A 19,994-nucleotide genomic window follows, 5' to 3' on the forward strand; every position below is an offset into this window, starting at 1 on the left:
AAACAGCACCTTCCAAGACTCACGTGACATCCCTTGCACAGAGTTCCGACAGCATTCGCAGCCGACGCCTGGGTTCGGCGACGAACGGATTGCGCTCGTCCCAGGCATACCCGGCAAGGATCGAGCTGATCATGCGGCGGATGTCGGGCGAGCCACCCTCATGATAAATCACATCCTGGAAAGTTCCGGCGTACCAGCCTTCGACATAGCAACGAAAGGTGTCGACGCCACGCTTGAGCGGTGCGGCGAACTCGGTTTGCCAATCGACGCTTTCGCCTTGCAACTGACGGTGCAGGACAGCGGCGGCCATGCTTGCCGAACGCATGGCGATGGTCACGCCGGAGGAGAACACCGGGTCGAGGAACTCGGCGGCGTTGCCCAGCAACGCAAAGCCCGGCCCATGGAGGGTTTTGACGTTGGCCGAATAGCCGCCGATGGTCCGCGCCGGGGTATCCCACACGGCGTTGTTCAGCACGCCGGACAGGCTTGGGGTTTCAGCGATGAACCCGCGCAGGCAGTCGTCGAGATTCTCGGTACGGCCTGCGAAATGTTCGGCGGCCGCCACCACGCCTACCGAGCAACGGCCGTTGCTGAAAGGAATGGTCCAGAACCAGATGTCGCGATGGATCGGATGGGTGGTGATGAGGATTTTTTCCCGCTCGAAAGCCGGGTGGTCGATATGGTCTTCGACGTGGGTGAACACCGCCTGGCGCACCGGGAAGTTCGACGGCGCCTCCAAGTCGAGCAAGCGCGGCAGCACGCGACCGTAGCCGCTGGCATCGAGCACGTAATCGGCCTCGACGCGGTACTGGCTGCCGTCTTCGCGAAGTACGTCGAGTTGCGGTCTGGCCAGGGTGAAGTCGGCACTGACGATCGCTTCGCCGTAGCGCACTTCCACGCCCTGGAGTGCTGCCTGATCGGCCAGCAGCTTATCGAAATCGGCGCGCTGGACCTGAAAGGTGGTCGGCTTGCCGTTGCCGAAGGTGTCACCGAAATCGAAGGCGCTGTAGTGCTCGCCCCAAGCGAATGCGGCACCGTTTTTCAGCTGGAACCCGGCGGCGTTCACCGCCTCGAGCATGCCGGCTTCCTCGACGAAATCCAGGCAGTGGGACAGCAGGCTTTCACCGATGGAAAACCGCGGGAAATGCTGGCGTTCGATCATCAGCACATCGTGGCCTTTGCGCTTGAGCAGCGCGGCGGCGATCGCGCCCGAGGGCCCCGCGCCGATCACCACAACCTGACGACGTTCCATTTCAACTGTTGGCACTGGAGCTCCTTGCCGGGACGGCGATGTTCAAGCGGGTTCGATGCATGCCGGCGAGCGCCGGCAGCAGTGTGGCGATCAGGCCCATTACCATCAGCGCAAAATACAGCGCCGGGCTGATGAGCTGTTGTTGCAGCAGCAGGTTGAGAAAGACGATCTCGCTCAAGCCACGAATATTGAGCAGGATACTTTCCCGCCAGCGGCTGGCGCCTTCAAACGAGGCGCCGGCCCAGCCGAGGCCCAGCCAGTTGCCCAGCAGTTTGCTGATGATCGGCAACAGCAGCAGCGCCGTCAGTTGCACCCAGCCGAGGCTGGTCAGGGCCGCGTGGACGTTGATTTGCACAATGCCGAACGTGAGGATCAGCGGGATGGCGATATACGTCTGCACGTGACTCAGCCAGATCACCGGCAACGGCAGCACCAGCGGCACCTTGAGCGCGGCCATGCACAACAGGTAGCCAATGCCGACAATCAGTGCATTGAGCTTGAAATGTTCCGCCACCACCAATAACGCGAAGAAGCAGACGCTATGCAACAGCGGTTGGCGCAGGCGCAGCAGGCGCAACAGTAACGGCAGGCAGGCCGCGGCCAGCGGCAGCAGCAGGCTGCTCAGGTGCAGGCTGCCCTGGGCGATGGCGAACAGGGTCCAGCAGGTGAGATCGATGAGGATGGCGGTCTGCACCAGGCGCCGGGTGGCGGCAGGCGGGTACTGGATGTGCCGCAGGTACAGGTACAGCACCGGAATGGCGGTGATGGCGAACAGCAGGCCGACCGCCAGGGAACTGATCCAGGGTTGCGGCGGTAGCAGCCAGACCGCTGTCGCGAGCCCGCAGGTGAACGGAATGCAGAAGCTCGGCAGGGCGATTTTCAGGCTCTGGCGGTCGAGTCGCAGGTCGATCACGTCGCTGAGAATATGCCCCAGGAGCAAGGCAAAGCTCAGGCTGTAGAGATTTTTCAGCCAGGCCGGCGCCACCAGGGCGGCACCGCTCAGTTGCCATTGGGGCTCGATCCAAAAGAACATCAGCAACGGCAGGCCGAAGGTCGCCAGCAGCAACTGGCTGACGATCGGGATCACACCGAAGTGACGACCGACACGGGTGGCCAAGGCGAACAGTACCAGGGCCATGATCCAGAACAGGACGATCATCATGCTGCCGGCTCCGTGACCGCGGCCGCATGGACCTGGCGTCCAGCCCAGGGTGCGAGGAGGAAACTGAAGGCCAGGCCGAGGCTCACCGACAGCCCGAAGTTACTCACCGCCGGGGTACTGGACACTGCCAGCAGCCCGAACGACAGCCAGGTGGTCACCGCCGCCAGCAGGGTGCCCAGCAGGCTCACGGCGACACCGCCGACCTGTTCGCGCATCAGGATCGCGTAGTCGACGCTGATGGCCGTGACCAGCAGCAGGCCGAACAGGCTGAACAGCGTCAACGGCTGTCCGAGCCAGCCGAGACTGGCCAGGCTGCACAGCGCCGCCAGCAGTGGCAGGGCGACGATGCGCAGCGCGCCACCCAGGCCGAACGGCAGGATCAGTACCAGCACGATCAGCACACAGGAGGCGAGTTTCAGTTCAGCGGCACTGACCTGGGTATCGGCGAAGACCTCGTTCAGTTCGCCGAGGCGATCCACCAGTTCCACGCCCGGCAAATCCATCGCCTGAATCCGCAACAAGGACGGGTTGTTCAGGCCTTGCAGGCTGACCAGCGCCGCTACGCCGTCTTCGATGGGGCCTAGCCACAGGACGCGATAAGGTTCGGCCAAAGGACCGACCAGCGCCGCGTCGATGTCTTCGATCGGCAGCGCCTGCAGCCTTGCCAGTTCCGCTTGCAGCGCTGCAGCCGGCACGCCGAGGTCGAGCAAGGGGTGCCAGAATTGCGGAAGTTTGTTCAAGGCCTCACGCACCCGCACCTGTTCGCTGGGCGGGCTGACCAGTTGATTGAGTGACAGATAACCCTTGAGTTTGTCCAGGTTGACCAGTTGATCCAGCCGCTCGCCCAGCGCTGCCTGGCGCTCCAGCAGTTGCTGTTGATTGGCCGCGCGCACCAGGAAGAACTGGCTGGTGGGTTGATAACCGGTGATGCGCGCAATGGCCTGGGCTTCGTCGGTCAATTGCTGCGGTGCGCCGACCCACTGGCGAATATCGTTGCGGGCTTCGAGCTGCAACAGTCCGCCCACACAAAAGGCAATCAGCAGCGCCAGCAACACCGGGGTGCGCGCAATGTTCAGCAGCGCTTCACGGCGTTCCAGCAAAAATTCGGCGACTCGCAGCGGCCACTGCGCCGGGCGCAGCTCGACGCCTTTGAGCAGCGCCGGCAACAGGCACACCGCGCACAGGTAGGCACCCACCAGACCGGCGGCGGAGAACACGGCAATCTGGGTCAGTGCCGGGAACGGCGTCCAGGCCAGGGCCAGGTAGCCGATACAGCTGGTGATCAGGCTCAGCGTCAGTCCCGGCAGGGTCAGGCGCAACGCCGGCCAGCTGTGCCAGGGTTTGAGGCTCCAGCTCTTGGACAGGTAATGCAGCGGGTAATCGACAGCGACGCCGATCAGGCTGGAGCCGAGCACCAGGGTCATCACGTGCATGTGTCCGAACATCGCCACGCAGGCCACCGCACCGAACAGCATGCCCACCAGGACCGGCACAAACGCCAGCAACACCCGCCAGCGGCGGAACGCCAGCAACAGCAGCAACAGAATGCCCGCCGTGGCGCCGCCGCCGACCCAGGTCATTTCCCGGGTGGCTTGCCGTTGACCGCTGGCGGCGTAGAGCAAGCCACTGGCAGCCAGCAATTGCACGTCGGCCTGGGCGGCTTGTTCCCGGCCCTGCTGGAGCAGATCGGCCACTTGCAGCGGCAGGTTCATGTCGAAGGCGTTGCCGGTGGTCCGCGCCCGCAGCAGCACCCAACTCTGACCGTCGGCATCGGCCACCAGCGCACCGCTGCCGATGTCCAGTTGCACGGAGCCGTGTTGCGGCTGGCTGTTCTGGATGCGTCCGGTCAGGCCCAGCCAGTCATCCTCACTGGGTACCAGGCTGAAGCCGGTGAAGGGGTCAAACAGTGCCTGGACCCGTTGCTGGATAAACGCATCGGGGTGTTCGATCAATTGTTGCCGATCCGTCGCCGAGAGCATCGCCAGGCGACCTTGCAGCAATTGCGTGCGCAACGCCGGCAAATCCGCTTGCAGGTTCCACTGGACCTTCTCGAACAAGCCGCTGGCCTGCCACTGCTCACCCAGCGTCTGCGCCATGGCGATGGCTTGCGGGCGATCCTTGTGGCCGACCAACACCAGCATTTCGCGGTTCAGCGGTTCTTGCATGCGTTGTTCGGCGCGCAGTTCCAGCGCATCCGGCGCCGTGCCCGGCACCAGCTCCATCAGGTTGGCCGACAGCGGCGCGCCGTCACGCCATTGCCAGCCGGCGAGCGCGAGCACCGCCAGCAGCAGGATCAGGAACAGCCACGGCAGCCTCCGTTCACTCGGCAAAGTCAAGTTGCTCCGCTTCGCTCAACGGTTGGGTGCTCGTGCTGTCCTGCATGCGCAACAGCGTGCTGTCGCCCTGGGTTTCGAGCAGCTGGATGCTGTGCACCAGTTCACCACCGGCGATGTTGATCTGATTGAACACCTGCTTGAGCAGCATCGAGCGCGGCACCAGGGTCAGTGTCCAGTTCTGCGCGTTGCCGCTCAGGGACAGCTCGAAGTCCCGTTGCAGTCCGCTGCTGTCACCTTGCAGCACGGCGAGAAACAAACGGTTCTGTTCGGCGCCGGCACTCTTGCCGGGCAGCATTTGCCAGCCGCTGGCGTCACGCCGGGCAATGCCCTTGGCGTTGATGCGGTAATCCTGTTGCAGCGGTGTTTTCAGTAGCCACAGCATGCCCTGATTCTTCGCCAGGACAAAGGTGCCCTTGCTGGTCAGCGGCTGGGGCAGGGCGCGCAGGTGTTTTTCCTGGATGAAGTTGCCGTGGATCACCTCAGGCCTGGCCAGTTGATCGCTGAGCTGTTGCAGATCAAACGCGCTGGCCAACCCCGGAATACCCAGCAACACGCAAAACACTGTAGGAGCGAGCTTGCTCGCGAAAAACCTGAGAACGCTGCGCAGTGTCAGGTGCCCAGTGTCATCGTTGACGACCTTCGCGGCGGTGCGGCGATCCGACAAGCCCGCTCCCACAGGAGGGCGGGGGTGGCAGTAAATCATGGCAAGGCCCTCTCTACGGCATCGGTGAACACCTTGGGCGAGGCCAATTGCATCTCGCGACTGCCCATGTCGACGGCCACCTGCACGGAACAGGCACGGGTCAGGCGTTCGCCGGAGTGCAGATCGCTGATCAGGTAGCTGATCTTCAGACGGTTCTCCCACTCCACCAGGTTGGCCCGCACATTCAGCTTCTGGCCGAACACGGCGCCGCGCACATAGCGCAACTGCAAGTCGATCACCGGCCAGGCGTAACCCGAGGCAACCATGGCGTCGTAGTTGTGGCCGATCTTGTCCAGCAGCGCACAGCGGGCGACTTCCAGGTATTTGACGTAATGGCCGTGCCAGACGACGTTCATGGTGTCGACATCAAAGAACGGCACGAGGATTTCCGTATCGGCATGAAGCACGCCCTTGCTACGCATGCAGCCTCCAGTGTTGTTCGGCGATACGTTTCAGGCACAGGCGCAATTCACCCTCCAGGGCACGGTCTTCGATGACCGGCGCAAAGTCCTTGGCCAATTCCTCGTGCATGGCGGCCAGGGCGGGTGGCAAGGGGCGCGCATCTTCAGCCATGCCGCGCAGCCAGACGCCCTGGTTGGCCGCCAGCAGCGTGGCGGCGGCGACCTGTTCGGTCAGCTCCAGTACGCGGATCGCGTCCCGGGCGGCAATGGTGCCCATGCTGACCTTGTCCTGGTTGTGGCATTCGGTGGAACGCGAGAAGACGCTGGCCGGCATGGTGTTTTTCAGTGCCTCGGCCGTCCAGGCGCTGGTGCCGATCTGCACCGCCTTGAAACCGTGGTTGAGCATCGCCCGGTCGGCGGTGGCGCCGGACAGGTTGCTCGGCAAGCCGTGGTTGTATCGTTCGTCCACCAGCAGGGCGAGTTGACGGTCGAGCAAGTCGGCGACGTTGGCCACCAGGTTTTTCAGGCTGTCCATGGCGAACGCGATGTGGCCGCCATAGAAGTGCCCCCCGTGCAGCACGCGTTCGGCTTCGGCGTCGATGATCGGGTTGTCGTTGGCGCTATTGAGCTCGATCTCGATGAACGAGCGCAGCCAGTTCAGGCTGTCGGCCAATACGCCGAGGACGTGGGGCGCGCAACGCAGGGAATATCGGTCTTGCAGGCGATGCAACGGCGCGGTCGGCGCGTCGATCGCCAGATCCTTGCGCAGCCAGGCGGCGACTTGCATCTGCCCCGGGTGCGGTTTGGCGGCGAACAGGCGCTCGTCGAAATGCTCCGGGTTGCCTTGCAACGCGACCACGTTCAATGCGGTGATGCGGGTGGCCAGTTGCAGCAAGTAATCGGCGCGGGCAAAGGCCAGGCACGCCAGACCGGTCATGACCGCGGTGCCGTTCATCAGTGCCAGGGCTTCTTTCGGGCGCAGTACCAGCGGTTGCCAACCAAGTTCGCGGTGCACGTCGGCGGCTTGTCGGCGTTCCCCACGGAACATCACTTCGCGCTCGCCGGACAAGGTCGCGGCCACATAGGACAGCGGCGTCAGGTCACCGCTGGCACCCACCGAGCCTTCTTCCGGGATCAGCGGCAGGATGTCGTGTTCAAGGAAGGCGTGCAGGCGTTCCAGCAGTTCCACGCGAACCCCGGAGACCCCGTGGCACAGCGACTGCAAACGCGCCGCCAGTACCGCGCGAGTGGCCTGGGCATCGAGCAGTTTACCCAGGCCGCAGCCATGGAAGGTGTACAGGTGACGGGGCAACGCCTCGACGTGATGCAGCGGTACCGCGACCACGCAAGAATCGCCATAACCGGTGGTCACGCCGTAGATCACCCCTTCCTTGTCCAGCAGGGAGTCGAGGAATCGCGCGCCCTTGGCGATACACTCGCGGTACGCGGGGTCGCCTTGCAACTGCGTCGGCACCTGACGGTTGGCCAGGGCCAGCACGTCTTCGATGCGCAGAGGGAGTTCGCCGAAGGTTACCGGCTCAAGCGTTGACGTCGTCATCGGTCTTCCAGAAAGGGTAAAAGTTGAACCATTGTTGGGGCGCTTGCAGGCAATAGTGACTCAGGCGTTCGGCGTAGCGGGTTGCCCACTGATGAATGACCTGCTCGCGGTCGCTGCGCTTCCATACCACGGCCTCGGTAAACGGTTCGAGGGTCACCCGGTATTGGCCCGTCGGCTTCTTCAGGCACATCAACAGATTGATCGGGCATTTGAGCAAGCCGGCCAGCAACCATGGGCCCTGGGGGAACGCGGCTTGATGGCCGAGAAAATCCACGGTCACGCTCCGCCCACCGTGCAGCGGCACGCGGTCGCCGGCGATCGCCAGCCACTCGCCGCGCTCCAGGCGCTCATGCAGTTGCAGCATGATGACCGGGTCGAGCTCACTGACCTGGATCAGCCGCAGGTTGGTCGCGCCGGCTTCACCCAGCAGACGATTGAATTGCTCGGCGTGCTTGGTGTGCACCAGTACGTTCATGGTGACCTTCTCGCCGATCTCCGCCAGGGCGCGGCAAACCTCGAGGTTGCCCAGATGTGCGCCCACCAGCATCTGCCCGCGTGTACCGCGCAATTGATTGCGCAGCAGCGCCGGGTCGATGATTTCGATCTGCTCGATGCTCAGCTTGCCATTCCACACGTCGAGCTTGTCGAGCATGGAATCGGCGAACGCCATGAACTGGCCGAACACTCGCCAATGGGTCGGGCGCAATTCGGTGCGACCGCTCCAGTCGGCGAGCCGTTGCTGGTATTGCCAGGCACTGTGGCGGGCGCTGCGTCCGAACACAAAAAAGTACAGGACGATGCCGTACAACAGCGGGCTCAACAGTCGACGGCCAAGCACCCTGGCGCCGAACGCCGTGAGTTTCATCAGCCAGAAACTGCCGCGCTCCTGGCGGTCGGCCCAGTGTTGCCGGTCTGCGCTCATGCTCGCCACCGCCGCCAGAGGATCATCGGGGCCCGCACTAACATGCCGAAGAACAGGCGGGTGTGCATGCTCGTTATCAGCACGTTGTCGCGGAACAGGCGGAAATGCGAGACGCCGTCCAGCGGGTAGTGAACCCTGGTTTGCAGCCACTGCATCGGCTGGTTGCGCCAGGCCAGGCGTACCAGGATGTCCGAGTCGAAGTCCATGCGCTTGCCGATCTTGGCGGTGTCGATCAGTGCCAGGGTCGGCGGCAACGGATAGAGGCGAAAGCCGCACATGGAATCGCGGATCTGCAAGGACAAGGTGTTGATCCAGACCATGACGTGCGTCAGGTAGCGGGCGTACAAACGCCCTTTGGGTACGCTGGCGTCGTACTTCGGATAACCACAGATCACCGCCTCGGGGTGCAGGCGCGATTGTTCGACGAAGGTCGCGACGTCCTGCAGGTCGTGCTGGCCGTCGGCATCCACCTGCAAGGCATGGCTGAAACCCAGGCGTGAAGCTTCGCGCAGCCCGGTCATGACGGCGGCGCCCTTGCCCTGGTTGGAGGCCAGGCGGATCAGGAACACGTTGTCGCGCCGGGCCAGTCGATCCAGTACCGCGGCGCAGGCCTTATCGCTGGCGTCGTCTACCAGCAGGCACGGCAAGCCGCTGGCGAGCACGGCATCGACCACCGTGGTGATGGCGGTTTCGTGGTTGTAGACCGGGATGACGGCGCAGGGGTTATGCATCTGCAGCCTCCAGCAAAATCCGCCCACTGGAGCAGGTAGCGGTCTCATTGCGATAGGCGAAATACAGCTTGCCCCGTGCCGGGTCATAGCGCAGGTGCAGTTGGACTTCATCCCCCGGGCGCACCAGTTGCTGGAATTTCAGCACTTCCATGCCGGCGAATTTTGCTGGCAGGTCCATCAATCGCTGGCCCAGCATAAGCGCCCACTCCACCTGCACCACGCCGGGCAATACCGGCGCCTGGGGGAAATGGCCACTGAAGTAGGCGAGGTCCGGTGGCACCGCCAGTTGCAGGCTCCACTCGCCATTCACCTCAAGCTGCTCCAGCACCTCTGGCGCCTTTGGCCGCGGTGCCAGCAGCAGGGCTTGAACGTCGGCCTGAGGCAGTTTGCCTTGGGCGTTCAGCGGCAGTTGTCGCAGCAGGCGCCAGCGGCGTGGCAGGGCGAGGGCTTCGCAATGCTGGCTCAGATGCTGACGCAAGGTTTGCGTAAGGGTGCGCCGGCCTTGACTGCGCAAGGCATGCAAACCCTGTTCACTCAACACCAGCAGCACACCTAATGAGGCGCGATTTTCCTGAACCACGCCAAGGCGCGCTTCGGCAACCCACTCGTGGTTCATCAGCGCCTTTTCCAGCATCGGCAGCGAGATGCGTTTTTCTTCCAGTTTGACGATCCGGTCCAGGCGCCCGAGCAATTCGAAGCGGCCATCTTCCGCGATTCGCGCGGCATCCGCAGTGTGCTCGATATGCCCGGCCGGCAAGTAGGGCGAGGCAATGAGCAGCGCACCATCGCTGTCCTGGCTCAACTCGATGCCGGCAAAGGGCTGCCAGAGATCCTGTCCTTGGCGCCACGCAATGCCACCGGTTTCCGAGCTGCCGAGGATTTCCGTCGGCCACTGGCTCAAGCGGTCGTGCAAGCGTTGAGCGGCCTCGGCCGGTAATGCACCGCCGGAGGAGAATACCCGTCGAACCGCACTCAGGGCAGGCCAGTCGAGATTGTCGCCCATGCGCTTGAGCAGCGCCGGGCTGGCGACCCAGGCGAACGCCGAGTGTTCACGGCTGGCGCGCTGCAAATCCTCCGGGAACGCCAGTTGCTTGCGCACGAACGGGCGCCCGGCGCACAACGGCCACAACACCCGGAACAGCAGGCCGTAGATGTGCTGGGTAGCAACGCTGCCGATGATGCAGGCCTCATCCAGATCGGCACCCCACAGCCGCTCCAGCGCTTCGACTTCATTGGCCAGCTGACGCAGGCTTTTGTCGATGCGCTTGGGTTCACCGCTGGAACCGGACGTGCACAAGCTCAGCTGGCAGCGATCCAGGTCCAGCGTGCCGGCGCTCAGTGGCGAATGTCGATAATCGCTCAGGTGCGCGTCGTCGGCCTGATCGGTCAGCCACAGATCGACTTCCGTCGACCAGCGCTGGCGAGTCCGGGCTTGCAAGTCGGCAGGCAGCAGCACGCTGACCCCGGCACGCCAGGCGCCGAGCAGGGCAATCGCCAGGTCGGCGGCGTCTTCGAGGTGCACGGCAATGCGCTGCACGCCCTGGGCCTGCAGGCCGGCGGCCAGGCTCAATGCCTGCTCGCACAGTTGCGCGTGATTCAGCGCCGGCCCTGCCGTCACGGCACGTTCCGGCTGAGCCTTGAGCAACAGGTGCTCAAGTTTTGTCCAATTCATGGGTGGCCTCGTACCCGTTGTCGCATGAGCCATTCAATGGCAAACAGCAAGCCCATCAACCCGTAGGAAATCAGGCCGGTGTACAGCATCCACCACTTCAGCGGCGCCCAGAGTGTCAGGGCGGCGGCGAGCAAACCGTTACAGAGGAAGAACACACACCAGGCGATTGTCACCTGACGGGTATAAACAATCGCCTTCGCCGGCAGTTGCGGTTCACGCAGTCGCGCCAGCCGTTCGACCATCGGCGGGCCGTATTTCAGGCTCAGCCCGAACAGCCCGAGCATGAACGCGCTGATCAATACCGGGTACCAGCGCAGCAACAGCGGGCTGTCCAGTAGGGCCAGCAACAGGCAGAAAGCGATCGCGCCGATCGCCATCCACAGGCTGCCTGGCTTGCGCGCACCGAGCAGGGCCCGGGCCAGCCACAGGCTGCCCAGCAGCAGGCCGAACTGCCACGGGGCAAAATGCTCCATGCCGAAATACACCGCAAAGGGGTACAGCAGGCCCGCCAGCAGCAGGCCAAGGCCGATCAATCGACTCATGCGGCCGGCTGAACCAGACGATAGACCGCCTCGACCACATCGCTGACAGTACGCACCGATTTGAATTCTTCGGCGGCGATTTTCTTGCCGGTCTGGCGTTTGATGTGATCGATCAGGTCGACTGCGTCGATGCTGTCGATTTCCAGATCCTGGTACAGGTTTGATTCGAGGCTCACACGCTCAGGGTCCAACTCGAAGAGTTCGACCATGGCATCGCGCAGGGTGATGAAAATTGCTTCACGAGTTTGCATGGTCCGGTCTCAAGCTGCCTGTTTTGCGGTGACGAATGCCGCAAGGCTCGCCACATTGCTGAAGTGATTGCGCGTGTCCTTGGCGTCGGCGTCGATCTTGATGCCGTACTTTTTCTGAATGGCCAGGCCGAGTTCCAGGGCGTCGACCGAATCCAGGCCCAGGCCTTCGCCAAAGAGCGTCTGGTCATCGCCAATGTCGTCGACGCTGATATCTTCAAGGCCCAGGGCGTCGATGATCAGTTCTTTGATTTCACGGTGTAGATCGCTCATCTTCGGCGAGCTCCTTGATAAAGTAATGGTGCAGATAATCGTTGAGCTTGCGCGACGCCTGCGGAGCAGGGCCCAGCGCAGCGAAGGCTTGTGGGTCTATATCGGCCCCGACACGGAAACTGAAGTGCACGCGACGTTTGGGGATCCGATACCAGGGCTCGGCCTTGGTCAATGTGGTGGGGTTGACCTTGATGATCACCGGGGTGAGGATTTTCGCACCGCGCAACGCGATGGCCGCGGCACCCCGATGAAAGGCCGGTGCGTGGCCTGGCCGGGTGCGCGTGCCTTCGGGAAAGATGATCAGGGTCTGGCCGCTTTTCAGGGCATCCGCCGCCGCATCGAGCATGTCCATACTGCCATCGTTGCTGATGTATTCAGTGCGGCGCAGCGGATCGCGGGTAAAGGGGTTCTCCCACAGGCTTTGCTTGACCACGCAATTGGCATGGCGCACCAGGCCGATCAGGAACACGACGTCGATCAGCGACGGGTGGTTGGCGATGATCATCTGTCCCGGTCGACCGAGCTTTTCAGCACCCTGGATGTCGTAGGTCAGCACACCGGTGCGGGCCATGAAACGGACGAAAAACCAGAAACATCTACTGACAGTTTGCCGGGCCCGCAACCGATGCTTCTGGGCATCGCCGGGCAGGCAGCTCAGCAGCGGGAAAACCACCAGGCGCAGGCACACCCCGCCCAACCCGAACAGGGTGAAGCTTGCAGCGGTAGCCAGCAGGCGCCAGTAATAGGCGTCGCGGTTTTTATCTGTTACAGGTTGCGTTGCCAGGTCCATACACGATTTTTCCAGGCATGTTGGCAGGTAGTCTGCTGGCCGAGCAGGGTACGCAAGAGATCCAGGGCATGGGGCCAGTGGGCTTTGGACAACGCATCCGGGTTGCTGTTCAGGGACAACTGCCAGTCATTGCCCGGAGTAATCAGCAGGCCGACCGCGTAAGGGAACGGCACATCGTCGATCCAGGTGGAATAGGCTCGGGGTGGCTGCTCTTCGGTAACCACCAGCAGGACTGCCGTCGCACCTTCGGCAAGCAATGCCGCGGCCTCTAGCATGCCGTGTTCAAGGCCGTCGCCGGCTGCCGCAAGGGCCGTCATCTCACTGGTTTCGCCACGCATGATCGACCACAGGCCGATCACCGCGTTGTGCACCGACAGGCTGAACTGGGTAGGGGACAGCGGTTGATCGGCCGCCAGTTCGCTGAGGATTTCAAAGGTGCGCGGGGTTTCGCCGTGGCGGGAAATAAAGACCAACGGTAAGTCCTGACGCCCCTCGGCCAATGGCCAGCCCACACTGAATGCCATCCGCGCCAGGCGGCTGAGTCGCCGGCGCTGCATGGCCGGTAGAAAAGAGACGTCGGGGGCGGCATCGCTGCCCGGGAGCACGACCGGTTGTCGGCACCAGGCCTGCCAATCGTCCACGCTTTCGAGCCCAGGGGCCCACGCGCGCCATTGGGCGATGTTGAAGTTAATCACAGACATTCATCCCGCCCCTGCGGGCTTCCTTGACGCGGTGAATCGCAAAAACAGCGACAGACGCTACCGTGGCGCATTACGCCGAGTGGCGCGCATTATCGCGGTGCGGCGAGCCTGTAGCAAATGCTGGTTACATTTTGCTCAACAAACGGACCGGTTGGTGCGCATCGAGCTTCGTATGGCCATTATCCATACTGCGCCTGCCATGTCTGTCGGCCCATTTTGCGATCAGTGGATGACTTTGCCGCTTTTTCATCAAGAGATCGCGCCTGACTGTGTAGTCCCTTTGCCGGCGAGGTAGCTAAGCAGCGCTGTGGACTACTACACTCGGTCATTCTTTGATACACGGAGGTTTTGACATGCGGCGCGTGGTGTTCAATCAGAAAGGTGGCGTAGGCAAATCGAGCATTGCCTGCAATCTGGCGGCGGTCAGTGCCAGCGAGGGTTATCGCACCTTATTGGTGGATCTCGATGCCCAGGCCAACTCCACTCAGTACCTGACAGGGCTCACCGGCAATGACATTCCCATGGGCATTGCCGATTTCTTCAAGCAGACGCTGTCTTCCGGGCCGTTCTCGAAAAAAAGCCAGGTCGATATCTACGAAACCCCGTTCGACAACCTCCACGTCATCACCGCCACGGCCGAGTTGGCTGACTTGCAGCCCAAGCTTGAGGCCAAACACAAGATCAACAAGCTGCGTAAATTGCTCGAGGAGCTGGACGGCGACTACGACCGCATCTATCTGGATACGCCGCCAGCGTTGAATTTTTATGCCGTTTCGGCATTGATCGCCGCTGATCGCGTGCTGATCCCCTTCGATTGCGACAGTTTCTCGCGTCAGGCGCTGTACGGCCTGCTGGCGGAGATCGAAGAATTGAAGGACGACCACAATGAAGGGCTGGAAGTCGAAGGCATAGTCGTCAACCAGTTCCAGGCCCGTGCCAGCCTGCCCCAGCAAATGCTCGACGAGCTGATTGCCGAGGGGTTGCCGGTGCTGCCGGTGTATCTGGGCAGTTCGGTGCGCATGCGTGAGTCGCATCAGGCCAACACGCCGCTGATCCATCTCGATCCGCGGCACAAGCTGACGCAGCAATTCGTCGAACTGCACAGCCTGCTCGAAAACACCTGAGTCCGGCAATCAACACCGAACCACTGTGGGAGCGAGCTTGCTCGCGATGGTCGTTAACGATAACGCGTATTTACTGGTTAAAAGCGGCGCTTTTGAGTCCATCGCGAGCGAGCTCGCTCCTACAAGTCGGATCGCCGCATCGCCGCTCCCACAGTGGTTTATGGTGGCTTTAGATCCCTTGGCTACGCAACCAGCTCATCAACTGCGGCAACGGGAAGGCCCCGCTCTGGCGCGCCACTTCCCGGCCGTTCTTGAACAGAATCAGGCTCGGGATCGAGCGGATCCCCAACTGCGCCGACAACTGCTGATTCGCCTCGCTATCCAGTTTCGCCAACCGGCACTTGCCTGCCAACTGACTGGCGGCCTGCTCGAACACCGGGGCAAACGACTTGCACGGCCCGCACCAGTCCGCCCACACATCCACCAGTAGCGGCAGGTCTCCCTTGATCTGACTGGCGTAATCGCTTTGCTTCAATTCGAACGATTTGGCCAACAGGACCTCGTCCTTGCAACGGCCGCATTTTGGATGGTCGTTGAGGCGTTCCGCGGGGATACGGTTAAGTCCGTTGCAATGGGGGCATGGGATAAGGAGTGGGTCAGACATGGTGAGCTCTTCGAAAGTTGGCAGTCAATGCGATGGATCTGGTGGCAAAGGCCTCGTTTATCAAGGCAGATAGGTGTTCGCAGAGGGCTTTGTTGCCCTCACGACGAGCAACTGATCTCCAGATGCTTGCCCCATTCCGGTGGTCGCTCGGCGTAACCCTGCATTCCCGGCTGTTCCTCGAAGGGATTGCTCAGCACTGCATGCAGGCGACGAACTTCTGAATAGTCGCCACTTTCCGCCGCATCGATGGCTTTCTGCGCCAGGTAGTTGCGCAGGATGTAGAGGGGATTGACCGCATGCATCCGTGTGCGGCGCTGTTGCTGATCAACCTCGCCCTCACGGGCAACCCGAGCGGCATAGCGTTCACCCCAGGCATCGAAGCCCTTGATGTCGACGAAGTCGTCGCGCAAGCGGGCGAGCGCCAGCTCAGGTGATTCATCCCCCAGGCGGCGGAAGAACAGGCTGTAATCAACGCCGCTGTTCTGCATCAGTTGCAGCAGCTGTTCCAGCAATTTCTGGTCATCTTCCTCGGCGGTGGTAAAACCGAGACGACGGCGCATCAGGTCCAGGTAGTGAGCCTGGTACAGCGGCAGGTACAGGCCGAGGGTTTCGCGCAGGGCCTCGACACTGATGAATGGCGTCAGGGCCTGGGCCAGGGCGCTGAGGTTCCACTGGCCGATCGGCACCTGGTTGCTGAAGGAATAACGGCCCTGGTCATCGGAGTGGTTGCAGATGAAGTGGGCGTCGAAGTCGTCGAGGAAGGCGAACGGGCCATAGTCGAAGGTGATGCCCAGGATCGACATGTTGTCGGTGTTCATCACCCCATGGCAGAAGCCATAGGCTTGCCACTTGGCGATCAGTTCGGCGTTGCGCTCGACGATTTCGCGGAACATCGCCAGGTACGGTTCCGGTTGTTCCAGGCACTCCGGGAAATGCATGGCCAGCAGGTAGTCGCCGAGTTCTTTCTGCTTCTCCGGGCGTTTGGTGTAGTAGAAATACTCGAAATGACCGAAACGCACATGGCTCGGTGCCAGGCGCAGGACCATGGCCGCCCGTTCCTGCTTCTCGCGCCAGACCGGGGTGTCGGACCCGATCACGCACAGTGCGCGGGTGGTCGGGATATTCAGGGCATGCAGCGCTTCGGAGGCCAGAAACTCGCGAATCGATGAGCGCAGTACCGCGCGTCCATCGCCCATGCGCGAAAAGGGCGTCTGGCCAGCGCCCTTCAGGTGCAGGTCCCAATGCTCGCCGGCCTGGTTGTACACCTCACCCAGCAACAAGCCGCGCCCGTCGCCCAACTGGGGGTTGTAGGAACCGAACTGGTGACCGGAATAGACCATCGCCCTGGGAACCGCGTCGGCCCAGAGCTTGTGACCGCTGAACAGCTCGGCGAATGCTGGGGTTTCGGCCTCGGCCGGGTCGAGGTCGAGCAGGGCCATGGCGGCGGGGCTGGCCACCACCAGGCGCGGATTGTCGATGGGCTCTGGCAGCACATGGGCGGAAAACGTATCGCCCAAGCGGGCGAAGCGGTTATCGAAGGTCAGTTCGTCGAGGGCTTTCAAGGGCCATCTCCAGCAGAATGTCCGAGCATTCTGCTAGGGATAGGCCGGTTAGTCGAGCTTGGCGGCCGGCGGCTCTTGAGGCACTGGACCCTCAGTCTTGGGCACAATGGTTTTCGTTTCCGGATCGACCGGCACCATCCTGTATTCCTGACCCTGGATGTTCTTGAGGTAAACCTCCATCTGCCGGAACGAAATGTTGATGTGTTGCTTCTTGAATTCGCGGTTGATGAAGCGGTTGACCTCGTCGAGCACCGGGTTACGGTCACCCAGGTCGCGCACGTGCATGCGCAACTCGTGGTCGAGGGTGCTTTCGCCGAAGTTCAGGAAATACACATGGGGTTCAGGCTCTTTGAGTACCCGCGGGTTTTCCCGTGCAGCCTTCAGAAGAAGCTCTTTCACCAGATCCAGGTCCGAGCCGTAGTCGACCCCGAGCTTGAGGGTCACCCGGGTGATGGTGTCCGTCAGGGACCAGTTGATCAATTGCCCGGTAATGAACGTCTTGTTCGGGACGATGATGTCTTTGCGGTCGAAGTCGGTGATCGTCGTGGCGCGGATCCGGATCTTGCTCACCGTGCCTGACAGGTTGCCGATGGTAATCGTATCGCCGATCCGCACCGGGCGTTCGAACAGGATCATGATCCCGGAGATGAAGTTGGCGAAGATCTCCTGCATGCCGAAACCCAGGCCCACCGAGAGCGCTGCCACCAGCCATTGCAATTTGTCCCAGCTCACGCCGAGCGTGGACAGGGTGGAGACGAAACCGATACCGGCGATCACGTAGGAAAGCAAGGTGGTGGTGGCGTAGGCACTGCCTTGGGCCAGGTTGAGCTTCGACAACACAAACACTTCCAGCAGACCCGGCAGGTTGCGTGCGAGGGCAAAGGTGATGCCGATGATGATCAGTGCGCCGAGCATGTCGCCAATGCTGATCGGCACCATGCTCATGTTGGCACCGGTGCCGCTGGTGTATTCGTAGAGGGTGATGTTGTCCAGGTACGAGAACACCGAGATCAGGTCCGACCAGACCCAGTACAGCGCCGCCATGAACCCGCCGAGCAGCGCCAGGCGGATCAGGCGCAGAGACTGTTCGTTGACCTTCTCGATGTCCAGGGTCGGCTCTTCGATCACCGCTTCGCCGTCGCCCGCTTCCTTGGCGGCCTGGCGTTTGGCCAGGGCGCGCTGGTAAGCCAGGCGCCGCGCCGCAACACTGAGGCCGCGCACGAAAGTGGCTTCGATCACCAGCCAGAACATCAGCAGGTAAAGGGTATTGATCAACCGGTCGCTGAGTTTCAGTGCGGTGTAGTAGTAGCCGAAGCACACCGCCACGAACAAGGCGATCGGCAGGGCGGTGAACACGACGGCCAAAGCCTTGCGGAACAGCGAGGCGTTTTCGTGGGTCGGGCTGCTGATCAACAGGCGGCTGAGCAACCAGGCCATCAGGGCGTAGCAAGTCAGTACCACCGGCATGCCGAGCACGTCGTCAGCCAGCGCGGCCGGTTGCAGTTCGGCGACGGCCACCACTGCGACCAAGGCCATTACCACCAGCCCGAGTCGGCGAATCCAGCCCTGGAGGAATTCGACCTGGGGTTTTTCCCAACGGAAATGCAACTCGGCCACGCCGCCAGGTGCGAGGATCCGGTAGGTGGTGTAGAACACCAGCCAGGCCTGGGCCATCTGCAGCAGCGCCGCGCCCATGTTGGCGTTCTGCCCGCGAGCGTCGATCTGCAAGGCCAGGCCGCACAAGGCCAGGCCCAGGGCGACCGGCATCGCCAGCAAAATATTGATCAGGATCGCTTGAGGCGTGTGCCACTGGCTGTCGCGCTTGAAGTGGCCGATGTCCTGGTGAACCTTGTTCAACTTGGCGTACAAGCTCGTGCGCCGCCACAGCAGGGCGCCGATCAGCAGCGCCAGCGGCAGGAACAGCAAGGGGCGCTGGGTCAGGCCGTCGACCAGTTCACTCAGGCTCGAGGCCCACGGCAGCGTAGTCACCTGTCGTTGCAGGCGCTCCGGCACGGCGCGCATCCATTCAAGATCGAGCGGCTTGTTGCTGGGAATCCAGAACATCTGCTCTTCCAGCGTGGCCCTGAGGCTTTGCGCAGTGCTGAGCAGTTGTTTTTGGTTGAGTTGCAGCGTGATGGATTCGTTGAGCACCGCGCTCAGTTCGCGGTTCAGTCGCTCCAGCAGGTCGGCGCGGGTGAGGGCCAGTTCCATCAGGCTCTTGCGCAGCTGTGGGGTGACTTGCTCGGGCGGCTGGGCCGCCAGCAGGTTATCGACGTACGTTGCCGGGTTGCTCAGCAGTTCCCGCTGCTGGCTGACTTCGAACTGATACAGGCGGATGTCGGCGATCTGGTCGGCCAGGTCGCGGTCGACCTTGAGGTGCGGCAGGCCCTGCTTCTGTTTGTAGAGAATCTTGGAAAGCAGCAGGCTGCCCTTGAGTACGCTGATTTGCTCGTCCAGGGCTGAATCGCTCTGGGTCACGTTGTCCAGCTGCTGTTTGGTCTGCAGGTTCTGCTGGGTGACTTCGTTGAGACGGTCGGTGCTTTTGAGCAGGTAGTCCGAGAGTTTCAGGTTGGCCGAACTTTCGGTGGCCAGCAGAACGCTGCCTCCGGACTTCTGTGCTTCGATGGACTGCTGGGTCACCGTCTCCTGGGACTGGGCCAGGCGTTTCTGGCTGATCAGGTTTTGCAGCTCCTGGATTTCCCGTTCCAGGCGGTCGGATTTCTCCGAGAGCAAATCATGCTGGCTGTTGCCCAGATCCTGCAGCTGACTGTTGCCGGCCAGTTCCTGGCGGCGCAGGGGGATCAAGGCATTGAGCGCCGCGAGTTCGGCATTGAGCTGGTCGCGTTGCTCGCCGCTCAGGGTCTTGCCGTTCTCTTTGCCGGCCTTGAGGATGTTGTTGATCTGCTGGATGCGTGTCTGACTGGCGGAAATTTCCGCCTGGGCGCGCTCGGGACGGGTCTGGGCGGTAATGACCAGGCTGTTGGCGTCGGCCAGGGCTTTTTGCAGATCGCTTTGCTGGGTCGAGCGCTCGGTCAGCAATTGCTCAAGCTGCTGAATCGACTCTTTGGCGTAGCGTTGCGCGACCGGCACCACGCTGGTGGCCTTGAGACGAGTCAGTTCACGCTGATTCTCGATGTTCTGCTTTGGCGCGGTGGCCAGTTGTTGCTTGAGTTCAACCAGCTTCTGCTCGTAATCACGCTTGCTGGTGAGCTGTGTCAGGGTGCTCTGCAGAATGCTCTGCAGGGCTTTTTGATCGGCTTCCGGCAGTTTGCGCTCGGCGATCTTGTCCAGGTTGGCCTGCACGGCTTCGCTGGACGGCGGCTCGGCCGCTTGTGTACCGACAGAAAGACTCAAGCCCAGCAGGGCCATGACGAAAAAAGAGCGCAGGGTTGACATAGAGACCGATCGAAAAC

General features: G+C 62.1%; 18 protein-coding genes. 1 reads left to right on the plus strand and 17 read right to left on the minus strand.

Translation table 11 applies throughout. The features are described from left to right. Positions 1-19 precede the first annotated feature (19 nt). The 14 genes from PMA3_RS01615 to PMA3_RS01680 are packed head-to-tail and all read right to left on the minus strand — an operon-like array spanning position 20 to position 13,291. The gene (locus PMA3_RS01615) at positions 20-1,267 is read right to left on the minus strand and encodes an NAD(P)/FAD-dependent oxidoreductase (protein ID WP_064675528.1); all 1,248 of its coding nucleotides are present in this window, start codon (positions 1,265-1,267) and stop codon (positions 20-22) included. After that, complete coding sequence (locus PMA3_RS01620) at positions 1,254-2,414, minus strand: cation:proton antiporter (RefSeq protein ID WP_082930241.1); 1,161 nt, start codon at positions 2,412-2,414, stop codon at positions 1,254-1,256. The genes PMA3_RS01615 and PMA3_RS01620 overlap by 14 nt, the downstream gene beginning before the upstream one ends. Further along, the gene (locus PMA3_RS01625) at positions 2,411-4,750 is read right to left on the minus strand and encodes an MMPL family transporter (protein ID WP_064675529.1); all 2,340 of its coding nucleotides are present in this window, start codon (positions 4,748-4,750) and stop codon (positions 2,411-2,413) included. The genes PMA3_RS01620 and PMA3_RS01625 overlap by 4 nt, the downstream gene beginning before the upstream one ends. Continuing rightward, on the minus strand, positions 4,734-5,453 hold the full coding sequence (locus PMA3_RS01630; RefSeq protein WP_064675530.1) for an outer membrane lipoprotein carrier protein LolA: 720 nt from the start codon (positions 5,451-5,453) through the stop codon (positions 4,734-4,736). Before PMA3_RS01630 ends, PMA3_RS01625 begins: the two co-directional genes overlap by 17 nt. Beyond that, on the minus strand, positions 5,450-5,875 hold the full coding sequence (locus PMA3_RS01635) for an acyl-CoA thioesterase (RefSeq protein ID WP_064675531.1): 426 nt from the start codon (positions 5,873-5,875) through the stop codon (positions 5,450-5,452). The genes PMA3_RS01630 and PMA3_RS01635 overlap by 4 nt, the downstream gene beginning before the upstream one ends. Next, positions 5,868-7,412 carry an HAL/PAL/TAL family ammonia-lyase gene (locus PMA3_RS01640; protein WP_064675532.1) on the minus strand — a complete coding sequence of 515 codons (1,545 nt, stop codon included), beginning with the start codon at positions 7,410-7,412 and terminating at the stop codon, positions 5,868-5,870. Before PMA3_RS01640 ends, PMA3_RS01635 begins: the two co-directional genes overlap by 8 nt. Then, a complete protein-coding gene (locus PMA3_RS01645) occupies positions 7,393-8,334 on the minus strand; it encodes an LpxL/LpxP family acyltransferase (RefSeq protein ID WP_064675533.1) in 942 nt (313 codons plus the stop codon). Before PMA3_RS01645 ends, PMA3_RS01640 begins: the two co-directional genes overlap by 20 nt. Continuing rightward, entirely contained in the window at positions 8,331-9,065 is a 735-nt protein-coding gene (locus PMA3_RS01650) for a glycosyltransferase family 2 protein (protein WP_064675534.1), read from the minus strand. Before PMA3_RS01650 ends, PMA3_RS01645 begins: the two co-directional genes overlap by 4 nt. Beyond that, positions 9,058-10,737, minus strand: a complete 1,680-nt coding sequence (locus tag PMA3_RS01655; protein WP_064675535.1) for an acyl-CoA synthetase family protein — start codon at positions 10,735-10,737, stop codon at positions 9,058-9,060. Before PMA3_RS01655 ends, PMA3_RS01650 begins: the two co-directional genes overlap by 8 nt. Further along, a complete protein-coding gene (locus PMA3_RS01660; protein ID WP_064675536.1) occupies positions 10,734-11,279 on the minus strand; it encodes a COG4648 family protein in 546 nt (181 codons plus the stop codon). Before PMA3_RS01660 ends, PMA3_RS01655 begins: the two co-directional genes overlap by 4 nt. Continuing rightward, positions 11,276-11,530 (minus strand): acyl carrier protein, encoded by a 255-nt coding sequence (locus PMA3_RS01665; protein ID WP_064675537.1) that lies wholly within the window; start codon positions 11,528-11,530, stop codon positions 11,276-11,278. Before PMA3_RS01665 ends, PMA3_RS01660 begins: the two co-directional genes overlap by 4 nt. A 9-nt stretch (positions 11,531-11,539) precedes the next feature. Further along, positions 11,540-11,800, minus strand: a complete 261-nt coding sequence (locus PMA3_RS01670; protein WP_064675538.1) for a phosphopantetheine-binding protein — start codon at positions 11,798-11,800, stop codon at positions 11,540-11,542. Next, entirely contained in the window at positions 11,781-12,590 is an 810-nt protein-coding gene (locus PMA3_RS01675; RefSeq protein WP_064675539.1) for a lysophospholipid acyltransferase family protein, read from the minus strand. The genes PMA3_RS01670 and PMA3_RS01675 overlap by 20 nt, the downstream gene beginning before the upstream one ends. Then, positions 12,566-13,291 carry a beta-ketoacyl synthase chain length factor gene (locus PMA3_RS01680; RefSeq protein WP_064675540.1) on the minus strand — a complete coding sequence of 242 codons (726 nt, stop codon included), beginning with the start codon at positions 13,289-13,291 and terminating at the stop codon, positions 12,566-12,568. Before PMA3_RS01680 ends, PMA3_RS01675 begins: the two co-directional genes overlap by 25 nt. A gap of 353 nt (positions 13,292-13,644) precedes the next feature. On the opposite strand from PMA3_RS01680, the gene PMA3_RS01685 reads away from it, so the two are divergent. Continuing rightward, complete coding sequence (locus PMA3_RS01685) at positions 13,645-14,415, plus strand: ParA family protein (protein WP_064675541.1); 771 nt, start codon at positions 13,645-13,647, stop codon at positions 14,413-14,415. A 169-nt stretch (positions 14,416-14,584) separates the two neighbouring features. On the opposite strand, the gene trxC is transcribed toward PMA3_RS01685, so the two are convergent. The 3 genes from trxC to mscK form a co-directional block, all read right to left on the minus strand. Next, entirely contained in the window at positions 14,585-15,019 is a 435-nt protein-coding gene (trxC, locus tag PMA3_RS01690; RefSeq protein WP_064675542.1) for a thioredoxin TrxC, read from the minus strand. A gap of 98 nt (positions 15,020-15,117) precedes the next feature. Then, on the minus strand, positions 15,118-16,581 hold the full coding sequence (selO, locus tag PMA3_RS01695) for a protein adenylyltransferase SelO (protein WP_064675543.1): 1,464 nt from the start codon (positions 16,579-16,581) through the stop codon (positions 15,118-15,120). 48 nt (positions 16,582-16,629) lie between these two features. Beyond that, on the minus strand, positions 16,630-19,977 hold the full coding sequence (gene mscK, locus PMA3_RS01700) for a mechanosensitive channel MscK (protein WP_064675544.1): 3,348 nt from the start codon (positions 19,975-19,977) through the stop codon (positions 16,630-16,632). Between the last annotated feature and the right edge of the window lie 17 nt (positions 19,978-19,994).

It is taken from the genome of Pseudomonas silesiensis, assembly GCF_001661075.1.
Taxonomy (GTDB): domain Bacteria; phylum Pseudomonadota; class Gammaproteobacteria; order Pseudomonadales; family Pseudomonadaceae; genus Aquipseudomonas; species Aquipseudomonas silesiensis.